This is a genomic window from Candidatus Palibaumannia cicadellinicola (assembly GCF_000754265.1).
GTDB classification, from domain to species: domain Bacteria; phylum Pseudomonadota; class Gammaproteobacteria; order Enterobacterales; family Enterobacteriaceae; genus Baumannia; species Baumannia cicadellinicola_B.
This window is the reverse complement of sequence record NZ_CP008985.1, coordinates 637,600-658,046: the sequence shown is the minus strand read 5'-3', so window position 1 is coordinate 658,046 and position 20,447 is coordinate 637,600. Positions and strand designations below refer to the sequence as shown.

The 20,447-nt window shown below is 40.6% G+C and carries 16 protein-coding genes; 4 read left to right on the top strand and 12 right to left on the bottom strand.

The window, feature by feature from the left end:
- Positions 1-7: 7 nt before the first annotated feature.
- Complete coding sequence (locus tag IM45_RS03115; RefSeq protein ID WP_038499658.1) at positions 8-349, top strand: ApaG domain-containing protein; 342 nt, start codon at positions 8-10, stop codon at positions 347-349.
- A gap of 2 nt (positions 350-351) precedes the next feature.
- Positions 352-1,176: a bis(5'-nucleosyl)-tetraphosphatase (symmetrical) ApaH gene (gene apaH / locus IM45_RS03110; RefSeq protein ID WP_038499164.1), complete on the top strand. Its 825-nt coding sequence runs from the start codon at positions 352-354 to the stop codon at positions 1,174-1,176.
- A gap of 10 nt (positions 1,177-1,186) precedes the next feature.
- Here apaH and folA read toward each other — a convergent pair whose 3' ends face one another.
- The 7 genes from folA to ribF are packed head-to-tail and all read right to left on the bottom strand — an operon-like array spanning position 1,187 to position 11,460.
- Positions 1,187-1,675, bottom strand: a complete 489-nt coding sequence (gene folA / locus IM45_RS03105; protein ID WP_038499161.1) for a type 3 dihydrofolate reductase — start codon at positions 1,673-1,675, stop codon at positions 1,187-1,189.
- A gap of 20 nt (positions 1,676-1,695) precedes the next feature.
- Positions 1,696-4,965 carry a carbamoyl-phosphate synthase large subunit gene (gene carB / locus IM45_RS03100; RefSeq protein ID WP_038499158.1) on the bottom strand — a complete coding sequence of 1,090 codons (3,270 nt, stop codon included), beginning with the start codon at positions 4,963-4,965 and terminating at the stop codon, positions 1,696-1,698.
- 10 nt (positions 4,966-4,975) lie between these two features.
- Positions 4,976-6,130 carry a glutamine-hydrolyzing carbamoyl-phosphate synthase small subunit gene (carA, locus tag IM45_RS03095; RefSeq protein ID WP_144241942.1) on the bottom strand — a complete coding sequence of 385 codons (1,155 nt, stop codon included), beginning with the start codon at positions 6,128-6,130 and terminating at the stop codon, positions 4,976-4,978.
- Between the two features lie 38 nt (positions 6,131-6,168).
- Positions 6,169-7,131, bottom strand: coding sequence for a 4-hydroxy-3-methylbut-2-enyl diphosphate reductase (ispH, locus tag IM45_RS03090; RefSeq protein WP_038499155.1), 963 nt, complete (start codon positions 7,129-7,131; stop codon positions 6,169-6,171).
- Between the two features lie 28 nt (positions 7,132-7,159).
- On the bottom strand, positions 7,160-7,663 hold the full coding sequence (gene lspA, locus IM45_RS03085) for a signal peptidase II (RefSeq protein ID WP_038499651.1): 504 nt from the start codon (positions 7,661-7,663) through the stop codon (positions 7,160-7,162).
- Between the two features lie 4 nt (positions 7,664-7,667).
- A complete protein-coding gene (gene ileS, locus IM45_RS03080; RefSeq protein ID WP_038499152.1) occupies positions 7,668-10,484 on the bottom strand; it encodes an isoleucine--tRNA ligase in 2,817 nt (938 codons plus the stop codon).
- Positions 10,477-11,460, bottom strand: coding sequence for a bifunctional riboflavin kinase/FAD synthetase (gene ribF, locus IM45_RS03075; protein ID WP_051984615.1), 984 nt, complete (start codon positions 11,458-11,460; stop codon positions 10,477-10,479). Before ribF ends, ileS begins: the two co-directional genes overlap by 8 nt.
- A 175-nt stretch (positions 11,461-11,635) precedes the next feature.
- Here ribF and rpsT point away from each other — a divergent pair, with 175 nt between their 5' ends.
- A complete protein-coding gene (rpsT, locus tag IM45_RS03070; RefSeq protein ID WP_038499148.1) occupies positions 11,636-11,896 on the top strand; it encodes a 30S ribosomal protein S20 in 261 nt (86 codons plus the stop codon).
- A 5-nt stretch (positions 11,897-11,901) separates the two neighbouring features.
- Here the strand turns inward: rpsT and dnaJ are convergent, their stop codons facing one another.
- The 3 genes from dnaJ to dnaB all read right to left on the bottom strand — a co-directional run bounded on the left by dnaJ (position 11,902) and on the right by dnaB (position 16,923).
- Complete coding sequence (gene dnaJ / locus IM45_RS03065) at positions 11,902-13,014, bottom strand: molecular chaperone DnaJ (RefSeq protein WP_038499144.1); 1,113 nt, start codon at positions 13,012-13,014, stop codon at positions 11,902-11,904.
- Positions 13,015-13,114: 100 nt separating this feature from the next.
- Positions 13,115-15,019, bottom strand: a complete 1,905-nt coding sequence (gene dnaK / locus IM45_RS03060; protein WP_038499141.1) for a molecular chaperone DnaK — start codon at positions 15,017-15,019, stop codon at positions 13,115-13,117.
- Between the two features lie 515 nt (positions 15,020-15,534).
- Positions 15,535-16,923: a replicative DNA helicase gene (gene dnaB, locus IM45_RS03055; RefSeq protein ID WP_038499138.1), complete on the bottom strand. Its 1,389-nt coding sequence runs from the start codon at positions 16,921-16,923 to the stop codon at positions 15,535-15,537.
- A 105-nt stretch (positions 16,924-17,028) separates the two neighbouring features.
- Here dnaB and IM45_RS03050 point away from each other — a divergent pair, with 105 nt between their 5' ends.
- The gene (locus tag IM45_RS03050; protein ID WP_038499135.1) at positions 17,029-17,616 is read left to right on the top strand and encodes an anthranilate synthase component II; all 588 of its coding nucleotides are present in this window, start codon (positions 17,029-17,031) and stop codon (positions 17,614-17,616) included.
- Between the two features lie 116 nt (positions 17,617-17,732).
- Here IM45_RS03050 and crp read toward each other — a convergent pair whose 3' ends face one another.
- Positions 17,733-18,365: a cAMP-activated global transcriptional regulator CRP gene (gene crp, locus IM45_RS03045; protein ID WP_038499132.1), complete on the bottom strand. Its 633-nt coding sequence runs from the start codon at positions 18,363-18,365 to the stop codon at positions 17,733-17,735.
- Between the two features lie 130 nt (positions 18,366-18,495).
- Positions 18,496-20,379 carry an exodeoxyribonuclease V subunit alpha gene (gene recD, locus IM45_RS03040; RefSeq protein WP_038499129.1) on the bottom strand — a complete coding sequence of 628 codons (1,884 nt, stop codon included), beginning with the start codon at positions 20,377-20,379 and terminating at the stop codon, positions 18,496-18,498.
- Positions 20,380-20,447: the final 68 nt, after the last annotated feature.

The window sequence follows — 20,447 nt, the reverse complement described above, 5'->3', positions numbered from 1 at the left end:
CTCAATGATGACTAATGCGTCCCGTATTTGCATTAAGGTACAAAGAATGAAGTCTCAACTAGAAGAAAATCGCTATGTTTTTACAGATACCATCACACTACAAATTATGGGCCGCTATTTGTTGATTACCAACGCTTATGGTCAGGAAACAGAAGTACAAAGCAAGGATGTGATCGGGGAACAACTGTTGATTATAGCGAGCGGCAAGTTTCAATATACTAGTGGTGGGGTCCTAGAAACACCACTTGGGACTATGCAGCGATATTACGAAATGCTAGATTATGAAGGACAGAGCTTTCGTGTTGCTCTCCTTATCTTCCGTCTAGCAATTCCTACGATCATAAACTAATTATGTCTACTTACTTAATAGGTGATATCCACGGTTGTTATTATGAGCTGCAGACTATTCTAGAACAAGTTAATTTTAATCAGTTTATGGATACACTTTGGCTGACCGGAGATCTTGTTGCCCGTGGACCAGGTTCTCTGGAGGTACTACGTCTGATACGTAGGCTAGGTGATAGCGTACGAATTGTGCTCGGCAATCATGATTTGCATTTACTGGCCGTCTATGCAGGTATTGTTCGTAATAAATTTAAAGATCGTACTACACCACTACTAGAAGCATCTGATGCCGACGATTTGATTAATTGGCTACGTTACCAACCGGTATTACAGGTGGATAACCAGAAAAAACTTGTAATGACCCATGCGGGCATCACCCCACAATGGAACATTGATACTGCACTACAATGCGCCCGGGAAGTTGAAGCTATACTTAGAAGCGATAGTTATCCGCTATTTTTAAATACCATGTATGAGGATATGCCTAATAACTGGAGTCAAGAGCTCAGTGGCCTAGCACGGCTACGGTTTAGTACTAATGTTTTTACTCGTATGCGCTACTGCTTTCCTAATGGTCAGCTTGATATGATCTGTAAGGATATGCCCAACAAGGCTCCAGAGCCGTTACGCCCCTGGTTTACCCTACCTAGTCCAATTGCAGAAAAATACAGTATTGTTTTTGGCCATTGGGCTTCGCTGATGGGAAATGGTACTCCAAAAGGAATTTACGGCTTGGATACCGGTTGCTGTTGGGGTGGCGAATTAACTCTATTATGTTGGGAAGATAAAAAATTTATCCGTATTCCCTACACAGGGATTAAAAACACGTAGAAAGATTCTATTAGCGTCGCTCGAGAATTTCGAAGCAGTAACTAGGGGAATTATTTTCTTTAGCTTCGTGGAATTCACTAAAGGTTATCCGCCAATCATCCGGTTGATAATGAGGAAACCAGGTATCGCCCTCTACTTTTAGATCAATATGAGTTAGATAAAGTCTTGTAGCCTGCGCCAGAAAAATGTGGTATACTTGTGCACCACCAATCACCATTACCTCCGCTACATCTCCAGCTGCTGTCAGCGCTTGGAGAGGGTTATTAACCCAGATCATTCCTATTTCAAGTGCTTTGATCAAACTACGGCTCAACACGATATTAAGCCGGCCAGATAAAGGCTTATTAATTGATTCAAAAGTTTTACGGCCCATAATCACCGGTTTATTGCGAGTATGATATTGAAACCATGTGAGGTCGTCAGACAAATACCAAGGCATGGTATTTTGTATCCCTATTATACGATCTGTTGTTAGTGCAGCAATTAAACTAATAATCATCGATTAAATAATAAGAAATATTAGGTTTGAGAAGTATCTATCACATATGAATGATTCATCATTTGTGAGTGCATCTCTTGTATCGAAATAATATTGTCTGTCACATTAGCGTTAAGTGACATAGCGGTAGCAAAAGCACCATTCATAGTAGTATTATAATGTACTTTATATTGTATAGCACGGCGCCTCATAAGCTTAAAATACTCAATAGATTCACCTCCAGGAGTTGTAGTAACTATGTAACTATATTCACCATTTTTCATTCTCTCTTGCATTTGAAGATGTGAGTTAATTTTATCTACAGTATTTACTAGACGTACATGAATCCCGGAGTTGATTAGGATTGCCGCGGTACTTTCTGTAGCATCTAACTCGAAGCCATGCTGAAGTAGTTGTATTGCTAGATCAACGACTCTGTTTTGATTTTTTTCATCTACCGATAGCAAAACTCGTCCACTTTTTTTAATGCGGGACTGACTACTAAGCATAGCTTTAGCGAATGCTTCAGCGAAAGTGCGACCAACTCCCATGACCTCACCAGTAGAGCGCATTTCTGGTCCTAGAATCGGGTCTATATCCGAAAATTGATTGAAAGGAATCACTACTTCTTTTACTGAATAGTAAGGTGGAATCACCTCATTGGTCATGCCTTGCTCAATCAGAGATTTACCAATCATAACTTTAGTACCTACTTTAGCTAGTGCTACTCCCGTTGCTTTAGAGACAAAAGGGACGGTACGGGCAGCGCGCGGATTAACTTCAATTAAGTAAACTTCATTATCTTTAACAGCAAACTGCACATTCATCATACCGATAACCTGAAGCTCAAAAGCTAGTTGTTCTACCTGACGACGCATCTTGTTTTGAATTTCATGGTTTAGGGTACAGGCTGGCAGCGAACAAGCAGAGTCACCAGAATGTACACCAGCCTGCTCGATATGTTCCATAATGCCACATATCAACACAGTTTTGCCGTCACAGATAGCATCTACATCGACTTCTATTGCATCATCAATAAATTGCTCTAGTAGTACCGGTATTTCTGTGTCATGAGAAGAGAGACTTAATGCTTTCTGGAAAGATAAAAGCAAATCTATGTCGTCGTAAATTATTTTCATCGCTCGGCCGCCGAGTACATAAGAGGGACGTACCATGATTGGATAACCAATAGTAGCTGCTTTATCTACCGCCATATCCATGCTAGTCACAATAGCGTTGGTCGGTTGTTTCAAACCAAGGGTATTGATCATTTTCTGGAATCTTTCTCTATTTTCAGCCCGGTCAATAGCGTCAGGTTTAGTTCCTATTATTGGTACTCCCGCGGCTTCTAGCGCACGCGCAAGTTTCAGTGGTGTTTGTCCACCATACTGCACAATCACACCATCAGGCTGTTCTATACGCACAATATCTAAGACATTTTCCAAGGTCACAGGCTCAAGATAGAGTCTATCTGAAATATCATAATCAGTGGATACTGTCTCTGGATTACAGTTAACCATAATCGGTTCATAATCTTCTTCACGTAATGCTAGTAGTGCATGCACACAGCAATAGTCAAATTCAGTGCCTTGCCCGATACGATTCGGTCCTCCACCTAACACAATGATTTTTTTACGATCATGAGCGGGATAAGATTCACACTCATCATCATAGGTAGAATACATATAAGCAGTGTTAGTCGAAAACTCAGCAGCGCAAGTATCGACTCGCTTATAGACGGGATAGAGGTTATAATTTTCTCTTAATTTGCGAATTTCTATTTCTTCTACGCCTACTAGTGTTGCGAGACGTGCATCAGCGAATCCTTTGCGTTTCAATTGACGCAGATAATCTGCTTTTAAGACGGTAATACCCATTTTAGCGACATGATTTTCTAATTGTATCAATTCTTCAATCTGTATTAAGAACCAGCGGTCGATATGGGTTAGATGAAAAACATGGTCGACTGACATACCAGCGCGGAATGCGTCTGCTACGAACAAAATACGTTCTCCGCCGGCGTTTTGAAGCTCATGTTGGATTATTGTTAGCGCTTCTGGATCTCCTAATTTTACTTTCGGATCAAAACCTTTGATGTCTACTTCTAGGCTACGTAATGCTTTTTGTAGCGACTCCTGTTGTGTGCGTCCTATAGCCATCACTTCGCCAACAGATTTCATCTGTGTCGTAAGACGATCATTAGTCCCGGAGAATTTATCGAAGTTAAATCTTGGTATTTTCGTTACTACATAGTCCAGAGAAGGTTCAAACGAAGCAGGTGTTTTACTATTGGTAATATCATTCATTAGTTCATCAAGGTTATAGCCTACCGCTAACTTTGCGGCTATTTTGGCGATGGGAAATCCAGTTGCTTTAGAGGCAAGAGCAGAAGACCGCGATACGCGCGGATTCATTTCTATAATAATGAGTTGTCCAGTCTTAGGGTGCATAGCAAACTGTACATTAGAGCCACCAGTTTCTACGCCAATTTCACGTAACACAGCCATAGAAGCATTACGCATTATCTGATATTCCTTATCAGTGAGTGTCTGTGCTGGTGCTACGGTGATCGAGTCCCCAGTATGAATGCCCATAGGATCTATGTTTTCAATAGAACAAACGATGATGCAATTATCTTTATGATCGCGTACAACTTCCATTTCATATTCTTTCCAACCTATGAGTGATTCTTCTATTAGTAATTTACCGTTCTTAGAAAAATCTAGTCCACGTTCACAAATTGCTTCAAAATTTTTTTTATCGTAAGCAATACCGCTTCCTGTGCCACCTAACGTAAACGAAGAACGGATAATGCAAGGGAATCCAACGTTCGCAACTACAGCGAGTGCTTCTTTCATATTGCTGGCAAAGCCTGAACGGGGCGTTTCCAAACCTATTTTTTTTATTGCTTTGTCAAAAAGCTGGCGATCTTCTGCTTGCTTGATAGCATGCGCGGTAGCGCCTATCATCTCTACTCCAAACTCTTTGAGTACCCCTTTACTATCTAAGTCTAATGCGCAGTTTAGTGCTGTCTGGCCGCCCATAGTTGGGAGCATTGCATCCGGTCGCTCTTTTTCAATAATCTTACGTACTACTTCCCAGTCAATAGGCTCGATGTAAGTAGCATGAGCTATATCGGGGTCTGTCATAATTGTAGCAGGGTTAGAGTTCACCAGGACTACTCGGTAGCTCTCCTCGCGTAAAGCTTTACACGCTTGCACACCAGAGTAATCAAATTCACAGGCCTGGCCAATCACTATTGGGCCAGACCCTATAATCAGGATGCTTTTTATATCGGTACGTTTTGGCATGTAGGCATTCTTACTTATTTATTATGTGATACTGAGAACGATAGGCAATAATTAATTTAATAAAGTAATCGAAAAGTGATGCGACATCATGTGGCCCTGGGCTAGCTTCTGGATGCCCCTGAAAGCTGAATGCTGGCTTATCAGTGCGATGTAATCCCTGTAGGGTACCGTCAAATAGAGATATATGAGTAATTCTTAGTGTATCTGGCAATGTATGCTCATTCACTGCAAAACTATGGTTTTGGGAGGTAATCATAACCCGACCGGAGATTAAATCCTTAACAGGATGATTGTTACCATGATGCCCAAACTTCATTTTTACCGTTTTAGCACCGCTAGCTATAGCTAGTAACTGATGGCCTAGACAGATGCCAAATAGTGGAATATTAGTCGTTAGAAAAGTTTGGATGGCAGTAATAGCATAGTCACAGGGTGTCGGATCACCTGGTCCATTGCCCAGTAAAATACCGTCAGGATTCATTGCTAGTACGGTATCCGCTGTCGTCTGAGCTGGTATAACCGTAAGCCTACAGCCGCGATCAACCAGCATACGCATAATATGACGTTTGATACCGTAATCATAGGCGACAACATGATATGGTAAATTAGCAGATTGTACCGACAATCTATCCTTAAGGTTCCAACTACCCTCAGTCCAGCTATATTGTTCAGTTGTACTAACTTCTTTTGCTAAATCTATACCATTCAAGCCAGGGAATTCACGCGCTTTGCGTAGCGCTAGCTCCGCATTTAACATGTTACCGGCGATAATACAACCATTTTGTGTACCTTCCTCGCGTAGTAGGCGCGTTAATTTACGGGTATCTATTTCGGCAATTCCGATCACATTTTTTTGCTCTAGATATTCCGATAGGGGCAGAGTACTGCGGTAGTTGCTAGCAACAAGTGGTAAATTACGGATAACCAGACCTTGTACTTGTACACGTAATGATTCGTTATCTATTTCATTGGTACCAGTATTACCAATATGAGGATAAGTTAAAGTCACAATTTGGTTAAAATAAGAAGGATCTGTGATAATTTCTTGATAACCAGTCATCGATGTGTTGAAAACTACTTCTCCCACTGTTGTACCTTCTGCTCCAATGGCTTTACCATAGAATTGGGTTCCATTTTCCAGAACTAACAGCGCTGATCTTGTCAAAATCGCCCCTCCAATCAAATTCGGAAAAATCAACACATTCAAGCTATGTTATTAGCTTTTTTCTTTACTCCAATATTTAGATCTCTAGGGACTTCAAACATAATATTCTCTTTGCGTCCGATAAGCTCTTCTACACTCTCAGCGCCTAGCGACTGTAGCCTAGATATCACTTGAAGGACAATAATATTAGGAGCTGATGCGCCAGCAGTTACACCAATAATATTCATTCCCTGTAGCCAGCTTTCTTGGATATCGCTAGCACTATCTATTAAATATGTAGGTTTACCAATTCGTTGTGCTAGTTCGGCCAAACGGTTGGAGTTAGATGAATTGTTTGAACCTACTACTAGCACAACATCGGCTGCTATAGTTAAATTACGTACGGCTTCTTGCCGGTTAGTTGTGGCGTAGCAAATATCATCTTTACGTGGTCCTATGATCGAGGGGAAACGATGGCGCAGCGCATCGATAACGGCTGAGGTATCATCTATAGAAAGAGTCGTCTGGGTTATAAAGCACAAATTATCGATATTTTTGACCTGTAGTTGCCAAACATCTTCTGGTGATTCTACTAAATAGATACCGCCTACTGCATTATTATACTGTCCCATGGTACCTTCAACTTCAGGATGACCATTGTGGCCAATAAGAATTGCTTCGGTACCTTTACGGCTGGCGCGCGCGACTTTCATATGTATTTTCGTAACTAGCGGACAAGTAGCATCGAAAACCCTCAGATCACGGGTAAGCGCTTCGTTACGTACTGCTTGTGAAACTCCATGTGCAGAAAAAATAAGAATAGACCTATCTGGTACTTGGGAAATATGTTCGATAAATATGGCACCTTGATTGCGTAGTATGTCAACGACATAACGATTGTGCACTACTTCATGACGTACGTAGATCGGCGCACCATAAATTTCTATAGCCTTTTCTACGATACTGATTGCCCGATCCACACCAGCGCAAAAACCACGTGGGTTAGCAAGTAGAATACGCATGAATCGTCTCCTAATTTCTATATTTACTTTACCCTTGCGTTTTTGAGTAGTTAGTAGTATGAAAAAAACTTTTTCGTACTATTATCGCTGCACCAAGACAGATACTTAAATCAGCTATATTAAAAGTTGGCCAGTGCCAGCTGTTAACATAAAAATCAATAAAATCGATTACAACACCATGTTTTATCCGGTCGAATAGATTACCTAAGGCTCCTCCAATAATCATAGCATAAGAAATATTTGTGATGCTTGCTCGATAATTTGAACGATACATGGTGACCAACAGTATCACGGATATTATAACAGCTATCAGTGTAAAAACCCAAAGATTCCAGCTACTTTGATCTGCTAAAAAATTAAAAGCTGCGCCTGGATTCTGGGTATAGAAAATATTGATAAAAGGTATTACAGATACCGATTCTCCTAGCTCAAAATTAGTCATAACCCACTGCTTGCTACGGATATCGATTGCTAAAATTATCAGCGTTAGCCAAAGCCAGGGTATTCCAGTTGATATTAAGGTACGATGGATTATATTAGACAAACTTACGCTCTTCGCCCGGGCCGGCTAGATTAGTAAAACAACGACCACAAATTTCAGGATGTTCGGTATTCTGTCCAATATCCTTTTCATAATGCCAACAACGCTGGCATTTTTTACCTATAGCATTATTTAGGGCAATTTTAAGCCCTTTTATTCTTGGGCTCTGAAGTGCGTCATCGCTAGCATTAGCATAATCAGCCACCTGTGCTGCTGAGGTAAGCAATGCAAAGTGCAACTCATCGCCTAGTTTACGTAGTTGCATGGCAAGAATAGGTTCTGAGTATAGTGTGACTTGTGCCTCAAGAGAACTACCAATTTGTTTATTAGTACGTGCCTGTTCAATTACCTGATTAACATCGTTGCGAACTTGCTGCAATGTGTCCCAGTAAGCATCATTCATTGGCTGTACAGCATCTAATCTTAACAAGTTATGATACCACTCTTCCGTGAACACATACTGCGAACGTTTTCCCGGTATGAAGCCCCATATTTCGTCGGCGGTAAACGATATAATCGGAGCGATCCATCGCACTAGTGCTTCGATAATATGAAAAAGTGCTGTTTGGCAGCTACGTCGGGCAATACTATCCGATTTAGTAGTGTATTGGCGGTCTTTGATGATATCTAGATAGAAAGATCCCATTTCTACTGAACAGAATTGCATAATACGTTGTACAACATTATGAAAATCATAGCTATCGTAAGCTGCGACGATTTGCTTTTGAGCAACCTGTGCACGACCGACTGCCCACCGATCTAAGACTATCATTTTATCTGGGCTAACACTATGTAGTGCTGGATCGAAACCATTTAGATTTGCTAATAAGAAGCGCGCGGTATTACGTATACGACGATACGTATCAGTTGAGCTTTTTAGTATTTCATCTGAAATTGCTATTTCATCGGAATACTCAGTAGAAGCTATCCACAGACGCAAAATATCTGCACCTAATTTGTCTACAATTTGCTGTGGGCTCACCACGTTCCCAACCGATTTAGACATCTTACGTCCATTACCATCTACGGTAAAACCATGGGTCAGTACTTGTCGACATGGCGCCCTGCCTTTTATAGCAGTGGAGCTCATTAATGATGACATAAACCAGCCACGATGCTGATCGGCTCCTTCTAGATACATATCTACATCATTACCAGAAAATTCTGGTCGTGCCTCAACAACCGATGAGTGTGTCGAACCAGAATCGAACCATACATCTAGTGTATCAGTAATTTTGCGATAATTAGCTGCATCATGACCTAATATTGTTGTTAGATCTAGATCCCACCAAGCCTGGATACCATATTTCTCAACTAGTTTAGCTACTTTTTCCATGATTTCGCTAGTCTGCGGGTGTAATGTATTAGTATCGTTATGTACAAATAATGACATTGGAACACCCCAAATTCGTTGACGTGAAATGCACCAGTCTTGGCGGTTAGCAACCATATGATAAATGCGCGCTTGGCTCCAGCTAGGTATCCATTTTATTTTATTGATTTCTTTGAGCGACTTTTGACGTAGGAATTTTTGATCCATGCTAATAAACCACTGTGGTGTAGCACGAAATATCAGCGGAGTTTTATGGCGCCAGCAATGTGGATAACTATGCTGTAGTTTTTCTGTATGTAAGAGTGTACGACTCTCTTGCAGTAGACCTATTATGATGCTATTGCTATGAAAAACTTGTACACCATCAAGTGATGAAAAAGTACCCGTTAGATAGCAACCGTCAGGACCAACTAAATTTGCTACTTCTAGACCGTACTTAATGCCGATTATATAATCTTCCATACCATGACCAGGAGAGGTATGAACGGCCCCAGTACCAGTATTTAGGGTGACGTGTTTGCTGAGAATAACTGGGATATCAAAACCCATAAACGGATGACGGAACCGCAGTAGCTCCAGTACGTGTCCTTTGACGCTGCCAAGTATTGTCCAGTCGGTTATACCGATCCGCTGTAGCACACTATTAACTAGATCAGCAGCTAATATTAGCCCTTGTCCGTTCACTTCAACTAATTGATAATCAAAATCTGGATGTACAGAAATAGCTCGATTAGCGGGTATTGTCCAAGGTGTGGTAGTCCAAATTACAAATGAAACTGACTGGTCAAAATATGGGACACCGAACCTAACAGCGATATCATGCGCATCAGTCGCGGCAAAAGTAACATCAATGGAGAGCGACGTATAATCGTAATATTCGACTTCTGCTTCTGCTAGTGCAGAATGGCAATCGATGCACCAATGAACCGGTTTATTGCCCTGATATAAGTGACCATTAGCTATTATTTTACTTAGTGCACGAATAATGTTGGCCTCTGTGGTAAAATTCATTGTAAGATAGATGTTTTCCCAGTCCCCAAGTACACCCAGGCGGATAAATTCTTTCTTCTGCCTGGTTACTTGCTCAGCTGCGTAACTACGGCAAGCTACAAGGAACTCGGAAGCACTAATTTTTTCACCAGGTTTGCCAATAAGTTGTTCTACTTTAAGCTCAATAGGTAGACCATGGCAGTCCCAGCCAGGTACATATGGCGAATCATAGCCCATTAATGTTTTTGACTTAATAATAATATCTTTGAGAATTTTATTAACAGAGTGACCAAGATGAATACTACCGTTCGCATACGGTGGACCGTCGTGTAACAAAAATATTTGTTTGCCCTTTTTCGCTTTGCGAATAGTTTGGTATAGATTTTCTTTATACCAACGTTGTAGCATTATAGGCTCACGCTTTGCTAAATTACCACGCATCATAAATTTAGTTTCTGGTAAATTTAGAGTACTTTTATAATCATTCATTTGATTCTCGGTTTATTATTTTTAAAGCTGGTTGTTGCGGTCCTAGCTTAAAATATTGACGAACACTCACTACATCATTTGCTATTTGTTGCTTTAATTCTTCTAAAGAGACAAAACATTGTTCGTTACGGACTTTGGCACATATTACAATTTCTATATGACAACCGTATAAGTTCAAAGTGACATCAATTAAATGAACTTCCATATGCTGCTGGCTTTCACGATTACCGGTTACTGTCGGACGGGTACCTAGATTAGCTACTCCCGGCAATGGAGATTTAGTTATACCGTATACCCATACTGCATACACACCGTTCAATGGTGCTAGTAATCCTTTAAGCGAGATATTAGCTGTCGGAAAGCCAAGAGTCCGTCCTAGTGCATCGCCATAAATCACCCGTCCTGAGATACGGTATAGGTGACCTAGCAGCATTTCAGCCTCAACTAGACGATCTTGTAATAGTGCTTTCCGTACAGCGGTACTACTGATACGTCGCCCACCTTCTGTATAGGTAATAATACGCATGACCTCAAAACCAACCTGGTTACTAGCATGCTGTAGCATAGTGAAATTACCCTGGCGGCGAGTACCAAAGTGAAAATCATCGCCAACACAAATAAAGCGTGCTCCTAACTTATCTACTACAAGATCAAATAAAAACGCATGGGCACTTAGTTCAGAAAATTTTTTATTAAAAGCTACGCATAATATCGCATCTACTCCAGCAGTAGCTAGGTATTTTACCTTATCTCGCAGACGAGTTAGACGTGCCTGGGCGCTAGTACCAGAAAAATATTCCTGCGGCTGCGGTTCGAAAATCATGACCATAACTGGTAGACGACGATGACGACCCTCAGCCAGTAATGCGGTGATGAGTGCCTGGTGACCACGGTGAAATCCGTCAAAATTGCCAATAGTGAGCACATAGCCATGGTGACGTGGCTGTAAGTTATGTATGCCGCGAATCAGCTCCATATTAGGCTCAATAGAGTGGACATCGGCAGATTATAGCTCAGGTTAACTTGCTATTCTAATACTAGCAGGGTATTACAGTACTAATTACTTTTTTGTCTGTTGTATTCTTTTTGCTGAGACTGATATAATCAAATAATTTGAAATTTCTGGTGAGAATTGTTTAGGAGATTAAACTTTGGCAAACATCAAGTCAGCTAAAAAACGTGCTATACAGTCTGAAAAACGTCGTCAGCACAATGCTAGCCGACGTTCAATGGTGCGAACTTTCGTAAGAAAAGTCTACACTGCTATTGCTACTGGAGATAAAGCAGCTGCGCAGAATGCTTTTTCTACTATGCAACCTGTAGTGGATCGTCAGGCTAGCAAAGGTTTAATCCATAAAAACAAAGCAGCACGTTATAAAGCTCATCTGATTGCACAAATCAATAGAATGTAGATGAACTAACTTGTTAAATCATCAAAAAACTTTTTTACTCCATCAAGAAAACTTTTCAGCCGCGGACTATTTTGATTACCACTAGGTCCGCCAAAACTTTCTTCTAGCTCCCGTAAGAGCTGCTTTTGCCATTCATTTAACTTCACCGGAGTCTCTACTACTACACGGCATAGTAAATCACCTTGGCTACCGCTACGTACTGATTTTACTCCTTTGCCGCGCATTCTAAAAACTCTGCCGGTTTGAGTTTCTGGCGGTACTTTAAGTTTAAGTCTACCATCAATAGTAGGTACTTCAATTTCACCGCCTAGCGCGGCCATGGCAAAGTTTATTGGAACTTCACAGTACAGGTTATTCTCTTCACGCTCGAAGATCGGATGTTTACGTACCTGCACCTGCACGTACAAATCACCAGCCTGTGCCCCATACTCTCCTGCTTCGCCTTCACCAGATAGACGAATCCGATCACCAGTATCGATACCTGAAGGAATTTTTACTGATAGTGTTTTTGATTTTTTTATCCTACCGTGACCATTACATTTAATACAAGGTTCTTTGACAACTTTGCCCTGTCCATGACAAGTAGGACATACTTGTTGTACTGCGAAAAACCCTTGCCGTATCTGTACCTGGCCTTGCCCCTGACAAGTAGGACACTTTATCGATGAAGTACCTGGCTTCGCACCATTACCATGACATGCTTGACATTCATCTAATACTGGGATACGGATTTCACGAGTAACTCCGCGTACTGCTTCTTCAAGAGTAAGCTCCATGTTATAACGAAAATCAGATCCTCTGTTGGCACGTTGCCGACGTCCTCCTCCAAATATATCACCAAATACTTCACCAAAAATATCGCTGAAGTCAGCATTACCGCCCATACTATCTTGTTCAAAAGCCATATGGCCGTATTGGTCGTAAGCTGCGCGCTTTTGCCCATCGGTTAATACTTCGTAAGCTTCTTTGATCTCTTTAAATTTTACTTCAGCTTCAGCATTTCCTGGGTTACGATCTGGGTGGAATTTCATTGCGAGGCGTTTATAAGCCTTTTTTATTTCACGCTCGTCCGCATTTTTAGAAACCCCTAAAATCTGATAATAGTCTGATTTCGCCATCGTTTATTCTGGTCCTCAACATGCTGTCACGAACAAAGATTTGTGTTTGATACTCGAGCTTCTAACTAACAGCAGCGAGGACTCAACCTGTTCGGGGCGATTATTTTTTATCTTTTACTTCTTCGAATTCAGCGTCTACTACATCATCATCTATCTTAGTATTGTCGTTATTATCGTCTGCTGCCTGGGTTCGTTGTTGTGTAAATTTAAGACATTTACTAGACACTTGGATTAAAGCCTGCATTTTAGTTTCAATATCAGCTTTGCTTTCATCTTTCAACGCTATATTCAAATTGTTAATTGCATCTTCTATCTGATTTTTGTCCTCATTTGATAACTTATTACTATGCTCTTCTAATTGTTTACTAGTGCTATGCATTAAGTTATCAGCCTGATTACGCGTCTGTACTAGCTCTTCAAATTTACGATCTGACTCTGCATTTGCTTCTGCCTCCTGCACCATTTTTTTAATTTCGTCTTCGCTTAGACCAGAGGATGCTTTGATAGTAATTTTTTGTTCACGCCCACTTTTTTTATCCTTAGCTGACACATGCAGAATACCATCGGCATCAATGTCGAACGTAACTTCAATTTGCGGCATACCTCGCATCGCCGGGGTAATACCGTCTAGGTTGAACTGACCCAGAGACTTATTATCTCCTGCTCGTTTACGTTCGCCCTGTAGTACATGAATAGTTACAGCCGACTGGTTGTCTTCTGCAGTAGAAAACACCTGGCTGTGCTTGGTTGGAATGGTAGTATTTTTGGCAATCAGCAGCGTCATCACTCCCCCCATGGTTTCGATACCTAGTGATAACGGAGTAACGTCCAGCAATAGCACATCTTTCACATTGCCAGATAGTACGCCACCTTGAACCGCAGCACCGATAGCTACTGCTTCGTCTGGATTTACATCTTTCCGTGGCTCTTTACTGAAAAAGTCGGTTACTTTCTTCTGCACGAGCGGCATACGAGTTTGACCGCCAACTAATATTACATCTTTAATATCAGAAATAGATAGACCGGCATCTTTCAATGCTACTTTTAAAGGCTCCATAGTACGATGGACTAAGTCTTCTACTAAAGACTCAAGTTTTGCACGAGTAACTTTCAGATTCATATGCTTAGGACCAGTAGCGTCAGCAGTGATATAAGGTAGATTTACATCAGTCTGTTGTGCTGCCGATAGCTCTATCTTTGCTTTCTCAGCTGCTTCTTTTAAACGTTGCATAGCCAGTGGATCATTACGTAGATCGATACCTTGGTCTTTCTTAAACTCATCTACTAAATAGTTGATTAACCTACTATCGAAGTCTTCACCACCTAGATGAGTATCGCCATTAGTAGCTAAAACTTCAAATGTTTTCTCGCTATCAACATCATCAATTTCGATAATAGAAATATCGAAGGTACCGCCACCAAGATCATAGACAGCGATAGTGCGGTTGCCTATTTCCTTATCTAAACCATAGGCTAGAGCTGCAGCGGTAGGTTCGTTGATAATGCGCTTCACCTCTAGACCAGCGATCCTACCAGCATCTTTAGTTGCTTGGCGCTGTGTATCATTAAAGTAAGCAGGCACTGTAATGACTGCTTCAGTAATAGATTCACCCAGATAATCTTCTGCAGTTTTTTTCATTTTTTTCAAAATTTCCGCTGAAATCTGCGGCGGCGCCATTTTTTGGCCCTTGATCTCTAACCAAGCATCCCCGTTATCAGCAGCAATTATTTTATAAGGCATAATATTAACATCGCGCTGTACTTCTTCATCCTGGAAACGGCGACCAATTAAACGCTTAATAGCGAATAGAGTATTTTGCGGGTTTGTAGCAGACTGACGTTTAGCCGGTTGCCCAACAAGAATCTCACCATCCTGGGTATAAGCAATAATAGAAGGAGTTGTACGATCTCCTTCACTATTTTCTAGTACACGAGGTTTAGTACCTTCTACAATTGCGATACAAGAGTTAGTTGTACCTAAATCAATACCTATGATTTTTCCCATCTAAACATCTCCACAAAAATATTTAATGTGTTGTTATCATCAACCTAATATGCGTTCATAAACTTGTTAATTTATTTTTTGCTGTTAGTTTACTTTGCAGGTTCAACAACGTTTGATGCCAATTAAGATGGGGTCACACTACCCAGCATCAAGGGGGATAAGGTAAAAAAATACATAATTAGATGAAGTGACAGTAATTGAACCAAATATGGTGTGCAATCTACCCATATACTAATGCGATAAGTAGTTTTTGATTGTACTAAAGTTTTTTTTGCAGTTATAGACAGCAAGATTTCATAGAGTAATTGAACTTACAACTAGCTCTTAGGAGGAGTTCGTGATCTTTGTTTAACTTCGGAGATAGAGTTTAAGAAAAATTTTTCTCTAGTATAGTTTGATCAAATACTAAGTGTTATAAGGATGAGATGATTAATATCATTTACTATTACTATATCTATTATATGCTATAACTAAGTAACTAGATATTAATAAAACTATGAAATAAATAGATTGTACTAATCTAGATCCTGTAGACCAGCATAATTATCAAAACGCGACCACTGTTCGTTAAAAGTTAATCGTACAGTACCAATAGGGCCGTTACGCTGTTTACCAATAATAATTTCAGCGATACCTTTCATTTCGCTATTATCATGATAAACTTCGTCACGATAGATAAATATAATTAAGTCAGCATCTTGTTCTATAGAGCCTGATTCACGTAGGTCTGAATTTACCGGTCGCTTATCTGCTCGCTGCTCTAGGCTTCTATTAAGCTGAGAAAGCGCTACTACCGGTACCTGTAGCTCCTTAGCTAAGGCTTTCAGCGAGCGTGATATTTCTGCAATCTCTAACGTACGATTATCAGCTAGCGCTGGTACACGCATTAGTTGTAAGTAGTCAATCATAATCATACTTAATCCATTATGTTCACGGAATACCCGCCGTGCACGGGAACGTACTTCTGTCGGTGTTAAACCAGATGAGTCATCAATATACATATTCCGCTTTTCTAGTAGAATACCCATAGTACTAGATAATCGTGCCCAATCCTCATCGTCTAACCTACCAGTACGAATACGTGTTTGATCTACACGCGATAGTGAAGATAGCATACGTATCATAATCTGTTCACCAGACATCTCGAGGCTAAAAATTAGCACCGGCTTTGCTTCGGTCATCGCAGCGTTTTCGCACATATTCATAGCGAAAGTCGTTTTTCCCATTGATGGTCGCGCAGCAACGATAATTAAATCAGACTTCTGGAGACCAGCCGTTTTTTTATCTAGATCCTGGTAACCACTAGATATACCAGTGACACCATTATGTGGATTTTGATACAACTGTTCTATGCGCGTCACGGTATCTTCTAGAATACGGTCAATACTTTTGGGACCTTCATCTTTGTTGGCACGATTCTCAGCTATCTGGAATACCCGAGATTCTGCAAAATCTAGTAGATTTTCACTACTCCGACCTTGCGGATCATATCCAGCATTTGCTATCTCATGAGCTACAGTTATCATTTCACGTACCACAGCACGTTCACGTACAATATCTGCGTAAGCAGAAATATTAGCAACACTCGGGGTATTTTTCGATAATTCCGCTAGATAGGCAAAACCACCCACAGCGTCTAGCTCACCTTTCTGCTCCAGAGATTCAGAAAGAGTTATCAAATCTATCGGTTTACTCATGTCTAATAAACGTTGCATTTCTCTGAAAATTAACCGGTGCGGACGATGAAAAAAATCAGGAGTTGTTACACGTTCGGATACATTATCCCACCGCTTATTATCTAGCATTAAGCCTCCCAGTATTGACTGTTCCGCTTCTAACGAATGGGGTGGCATTTTTAAACCCTCTACCTGGTTATCTAGGGGTAAATTTATTTTATCTGACATAAAATGATTACTTTGCTTGATAGAGAATTAACGGGGAGATAACACATTGTATCCTCTCTTAGAAAGATATCCTATGCGCTTTGTAACCAATTTAAAGGCCATTTTATGAGTAAACTATTGATAATCGATAACTATGATTCATTTACCTGGAACCTATATCAATATTTTTCTGAATTAGGTGCACAGGTAGAGGTAAGACGACATGATAACATTAATATTATGGAGATTAAGCAGTTAGCACCACAGCAACTAGTTATTTCACCTGGTCCCGGTACGCCAGACGAAGCTGGTATTTCATTGCACGCTATCCGTTACTTTGCCGGCAAACTGCCTATCCTGGGTGTTTGCCTTGGTCATCAAGCTATTGGTCAGGTCTTTGGTGCGAAGGTAGTGCAGGCGCATAAAGTTATGCATGGCAAAATATCGCTGATTCAGCACCAGAGAGAAGGACTCTTCGCTGGTCTAGCACAGCCACTTAAAGTGATACGTTATAATTCTTTAGTACTAGATCCCACTAGTATTCCGCCTTGTTTAGAAGTTACAGCCTGGAGTTTACGTGCAGGAGAAAAAGATGAAATTATGGCTATCCAACATCGCTCTCTAGCACTAAAAGGTGTACAGTTTCATCCGGAAAGTATTATGAGTGAACAAGGACATAAGTTGTTAGAAAACTTTCTGAGACTACGTTGCTAATGCTGTGATTGTTAGACAGCTAGTAGCTCTCATCGTGAGCAAAATAAAAGTAACGTTATTTTATTTCGTGAATGATATGACCGTTACCGTTTACTGTGAAAAAATGCTAAAGAAAATTAACGAGTACCATAGACGACAATCGTCTTACCATGAGCATAGAGAAGATTCTTATCTGCAAGCATTTTTAAAATTCGCCCAACAGTCTCCCGCGAACATCCAACAATCTGCCCGATCTCCTGGCGGGTAATTTTTATTTGCATGCCATCTGGATGAGTCATAGCATCTGGTTGTTTAGTAAGATTGAGTAAGGTATGTGCAATGCGTTCGGTAACATCAAGGAAAGCTAAATTACCTACTTTCTCTGAAGTCACCTGCAGGCGACTAGCAATCTGTGATGCTAGGCGCATAATAATATCCGGATTGACTTGAATAAGCTGTCGGAATTTTTTATAAGATATTTCAGCTATTTCGCAAGCAGTTTTTGCTCGCACCCAAGCGCTACGTTCCTGACTTTCTTCAAATAATCCTAACTCACCAATAAAATTATCTTTATTAAGATAAGAGAGAATCATTTCTTTGCCTTCTTCATCCTTTATCAGCACCGCCACTGAACCCTTCACAAGGTAGTAGAGAGTATCTGCTTTTTCACCCTGGTAAATCAACGTACTCTTCGATGGATACGTATGAATATGGCAATGAGACAAGAACCATTCTAGTGTAGGGTCAGTTTGTGGTTTACCAAGAACCATTCTCTGTTATCCTCATTTTGTCATCGTTGTCCTTTACCAAATCAAGTACAGCCTATTACTTTTTGCTTTGACTTTTAATTATCATATAATGCTGTATTATAATGCAATTCAGTTCAAAAGATTAATAAAGCTAGAGTGTGTAGCTGTTAGGTTCTGATAAGAACCGTTCTTTTAGTCCGCTACGACGCTGAATAGTAGTAGCAATAGTCTGAGCTAGGATACCATTATCAGGAGCATAAATATAAAGGAGTTGGCGTGCTCTAGTCACTCCAGTATATAGAAGCTCACGTGTTAATACTGGGCATATATTGTCTGGTAGTACCAGCGCTGTATGCGTAAACTCTGATCCCTGCGATTTATGTACTGTCATGGCAAAAGCAGTTTCGTGTTTCGGGAGACAGCTTATTGGCACAGCTTTAATGCTGCTATCAGGCAATATAAAATACGCACATAGTATATGCTGCCCGGACGAAAGCACCATTCCAATATCTCCGTTATATAAACCGAGTGACGGCGCGTTATGTAGAATTATAATCGGCCGGCCAGCATAACTGCAGCCTATTTTCTTAATCAGACCGTAGTTCATCAACATTTGCTCAATACTACTATTTAAGCCAGAGACACCAAATTGACCTTCACGTAGTGTGGTTAGTAACCGGTAATTGTTAAACTTTGCTATGATAGCGTGTGGTGATTCACCTGCATATACCAGTTTCAAATAGTAGTAGTAGCTAGTAATAGAGTCATTTATCATCTTTTGGTAATCCTGTTCCTCTCGTCTAGGTATATAGTGAATGTCCGCATATTGTTTCGAATTTAGTAACGCTAGAGTATTTTGTATATCACCAACATTAATAGCGTGAGCTAAACGGCTAATACCAGAATGGTAGTTAAAACGGTAGCTTTTACGTAATAAACATAGACTATCGGCTATTTTATACCTACTATCATACCTACCCTCGTGATTTTTTTTAGTAGAGAGTCTATAACCAGTCAACCTGGATAGTTCTTGACAGCGCTGAACGCTGTAACCAGTATTCGCAAATTGACATAAATCTCTAAATACTGCTCCGGTTTCGACCGATGCTAACTGATAGCGATCGCCAAGAAAAATGACCCTAGTGTGCGCCGGCAGAGCATCGATAATATTAGCCATCATCCTAAAATCAACCATTGATGCTTCATCAATAATAAGAACATCTATATGCAACTGATTATCATTATGGTAGCGCATGCGCTGACTATTAGGTTGCGCACCTAACAATCGATGTAGAGTAATAGCCTGACAAGCTATCTGTTGTCGCAAACTGTTATCTAATTGCATCTTTTGTATTGCTTGAGCAAGGGACTCGCTCAAGCGGGCAGCGGCTTTACCAGTTGGGGCAGCTATCATTATGCGCAAACGCGCGTTATCACTTAGAAGCAATATTGCTGCTAGTAATTTAGCCACAATTGTAGTTTTACCGGTACCAGGACCCCCTGATATCAGCACTACTTGGTCGATTAGCGCTACAGCAATAGCAATTTTATGCCAGTTAATCATCTGATCTTTGGTCGGGAACAGCCTATTTAGTACGGCACGAATACGGTTCTCATCAGTGACAACTCGTGGTCTAAACTGCCGTTGAAAAAAATACGCAATTGTGCATTCATATCGCCACATACGATGCAAATAAAGACGCTGGTTATCTAGTACTAAGGGTGTTGAGCGTGAACCATCACTGACGGATGGTGATGTTAGTAGTAAATGTTGCCAAGCTTTAAGCTTTAGGCTACCAACTTGTTGCCACGCTTGTAACGCTAGTTTTGGGTAGCGACCGTCGAATAGTTTCTTAGGTGTTAATAGTAATAGCGGTAGACAGACATGCCCTAACCCTACATCAGCACTAAGACAAGCGCTTGCGAGCAATAATGCCTGTGGTGAATGTGATGGCGCTGCCACCATACGAGCAAATTGAATATCTAACGGTCGCCATAAACATAGCTTTTGTGCCTGAAGTATAATTTCTTCCATTTAGATACCTGTAGCTGAAATGATTGATTAATATTAATACTTAGGTTTAGGTTCAATATTCAATTGAC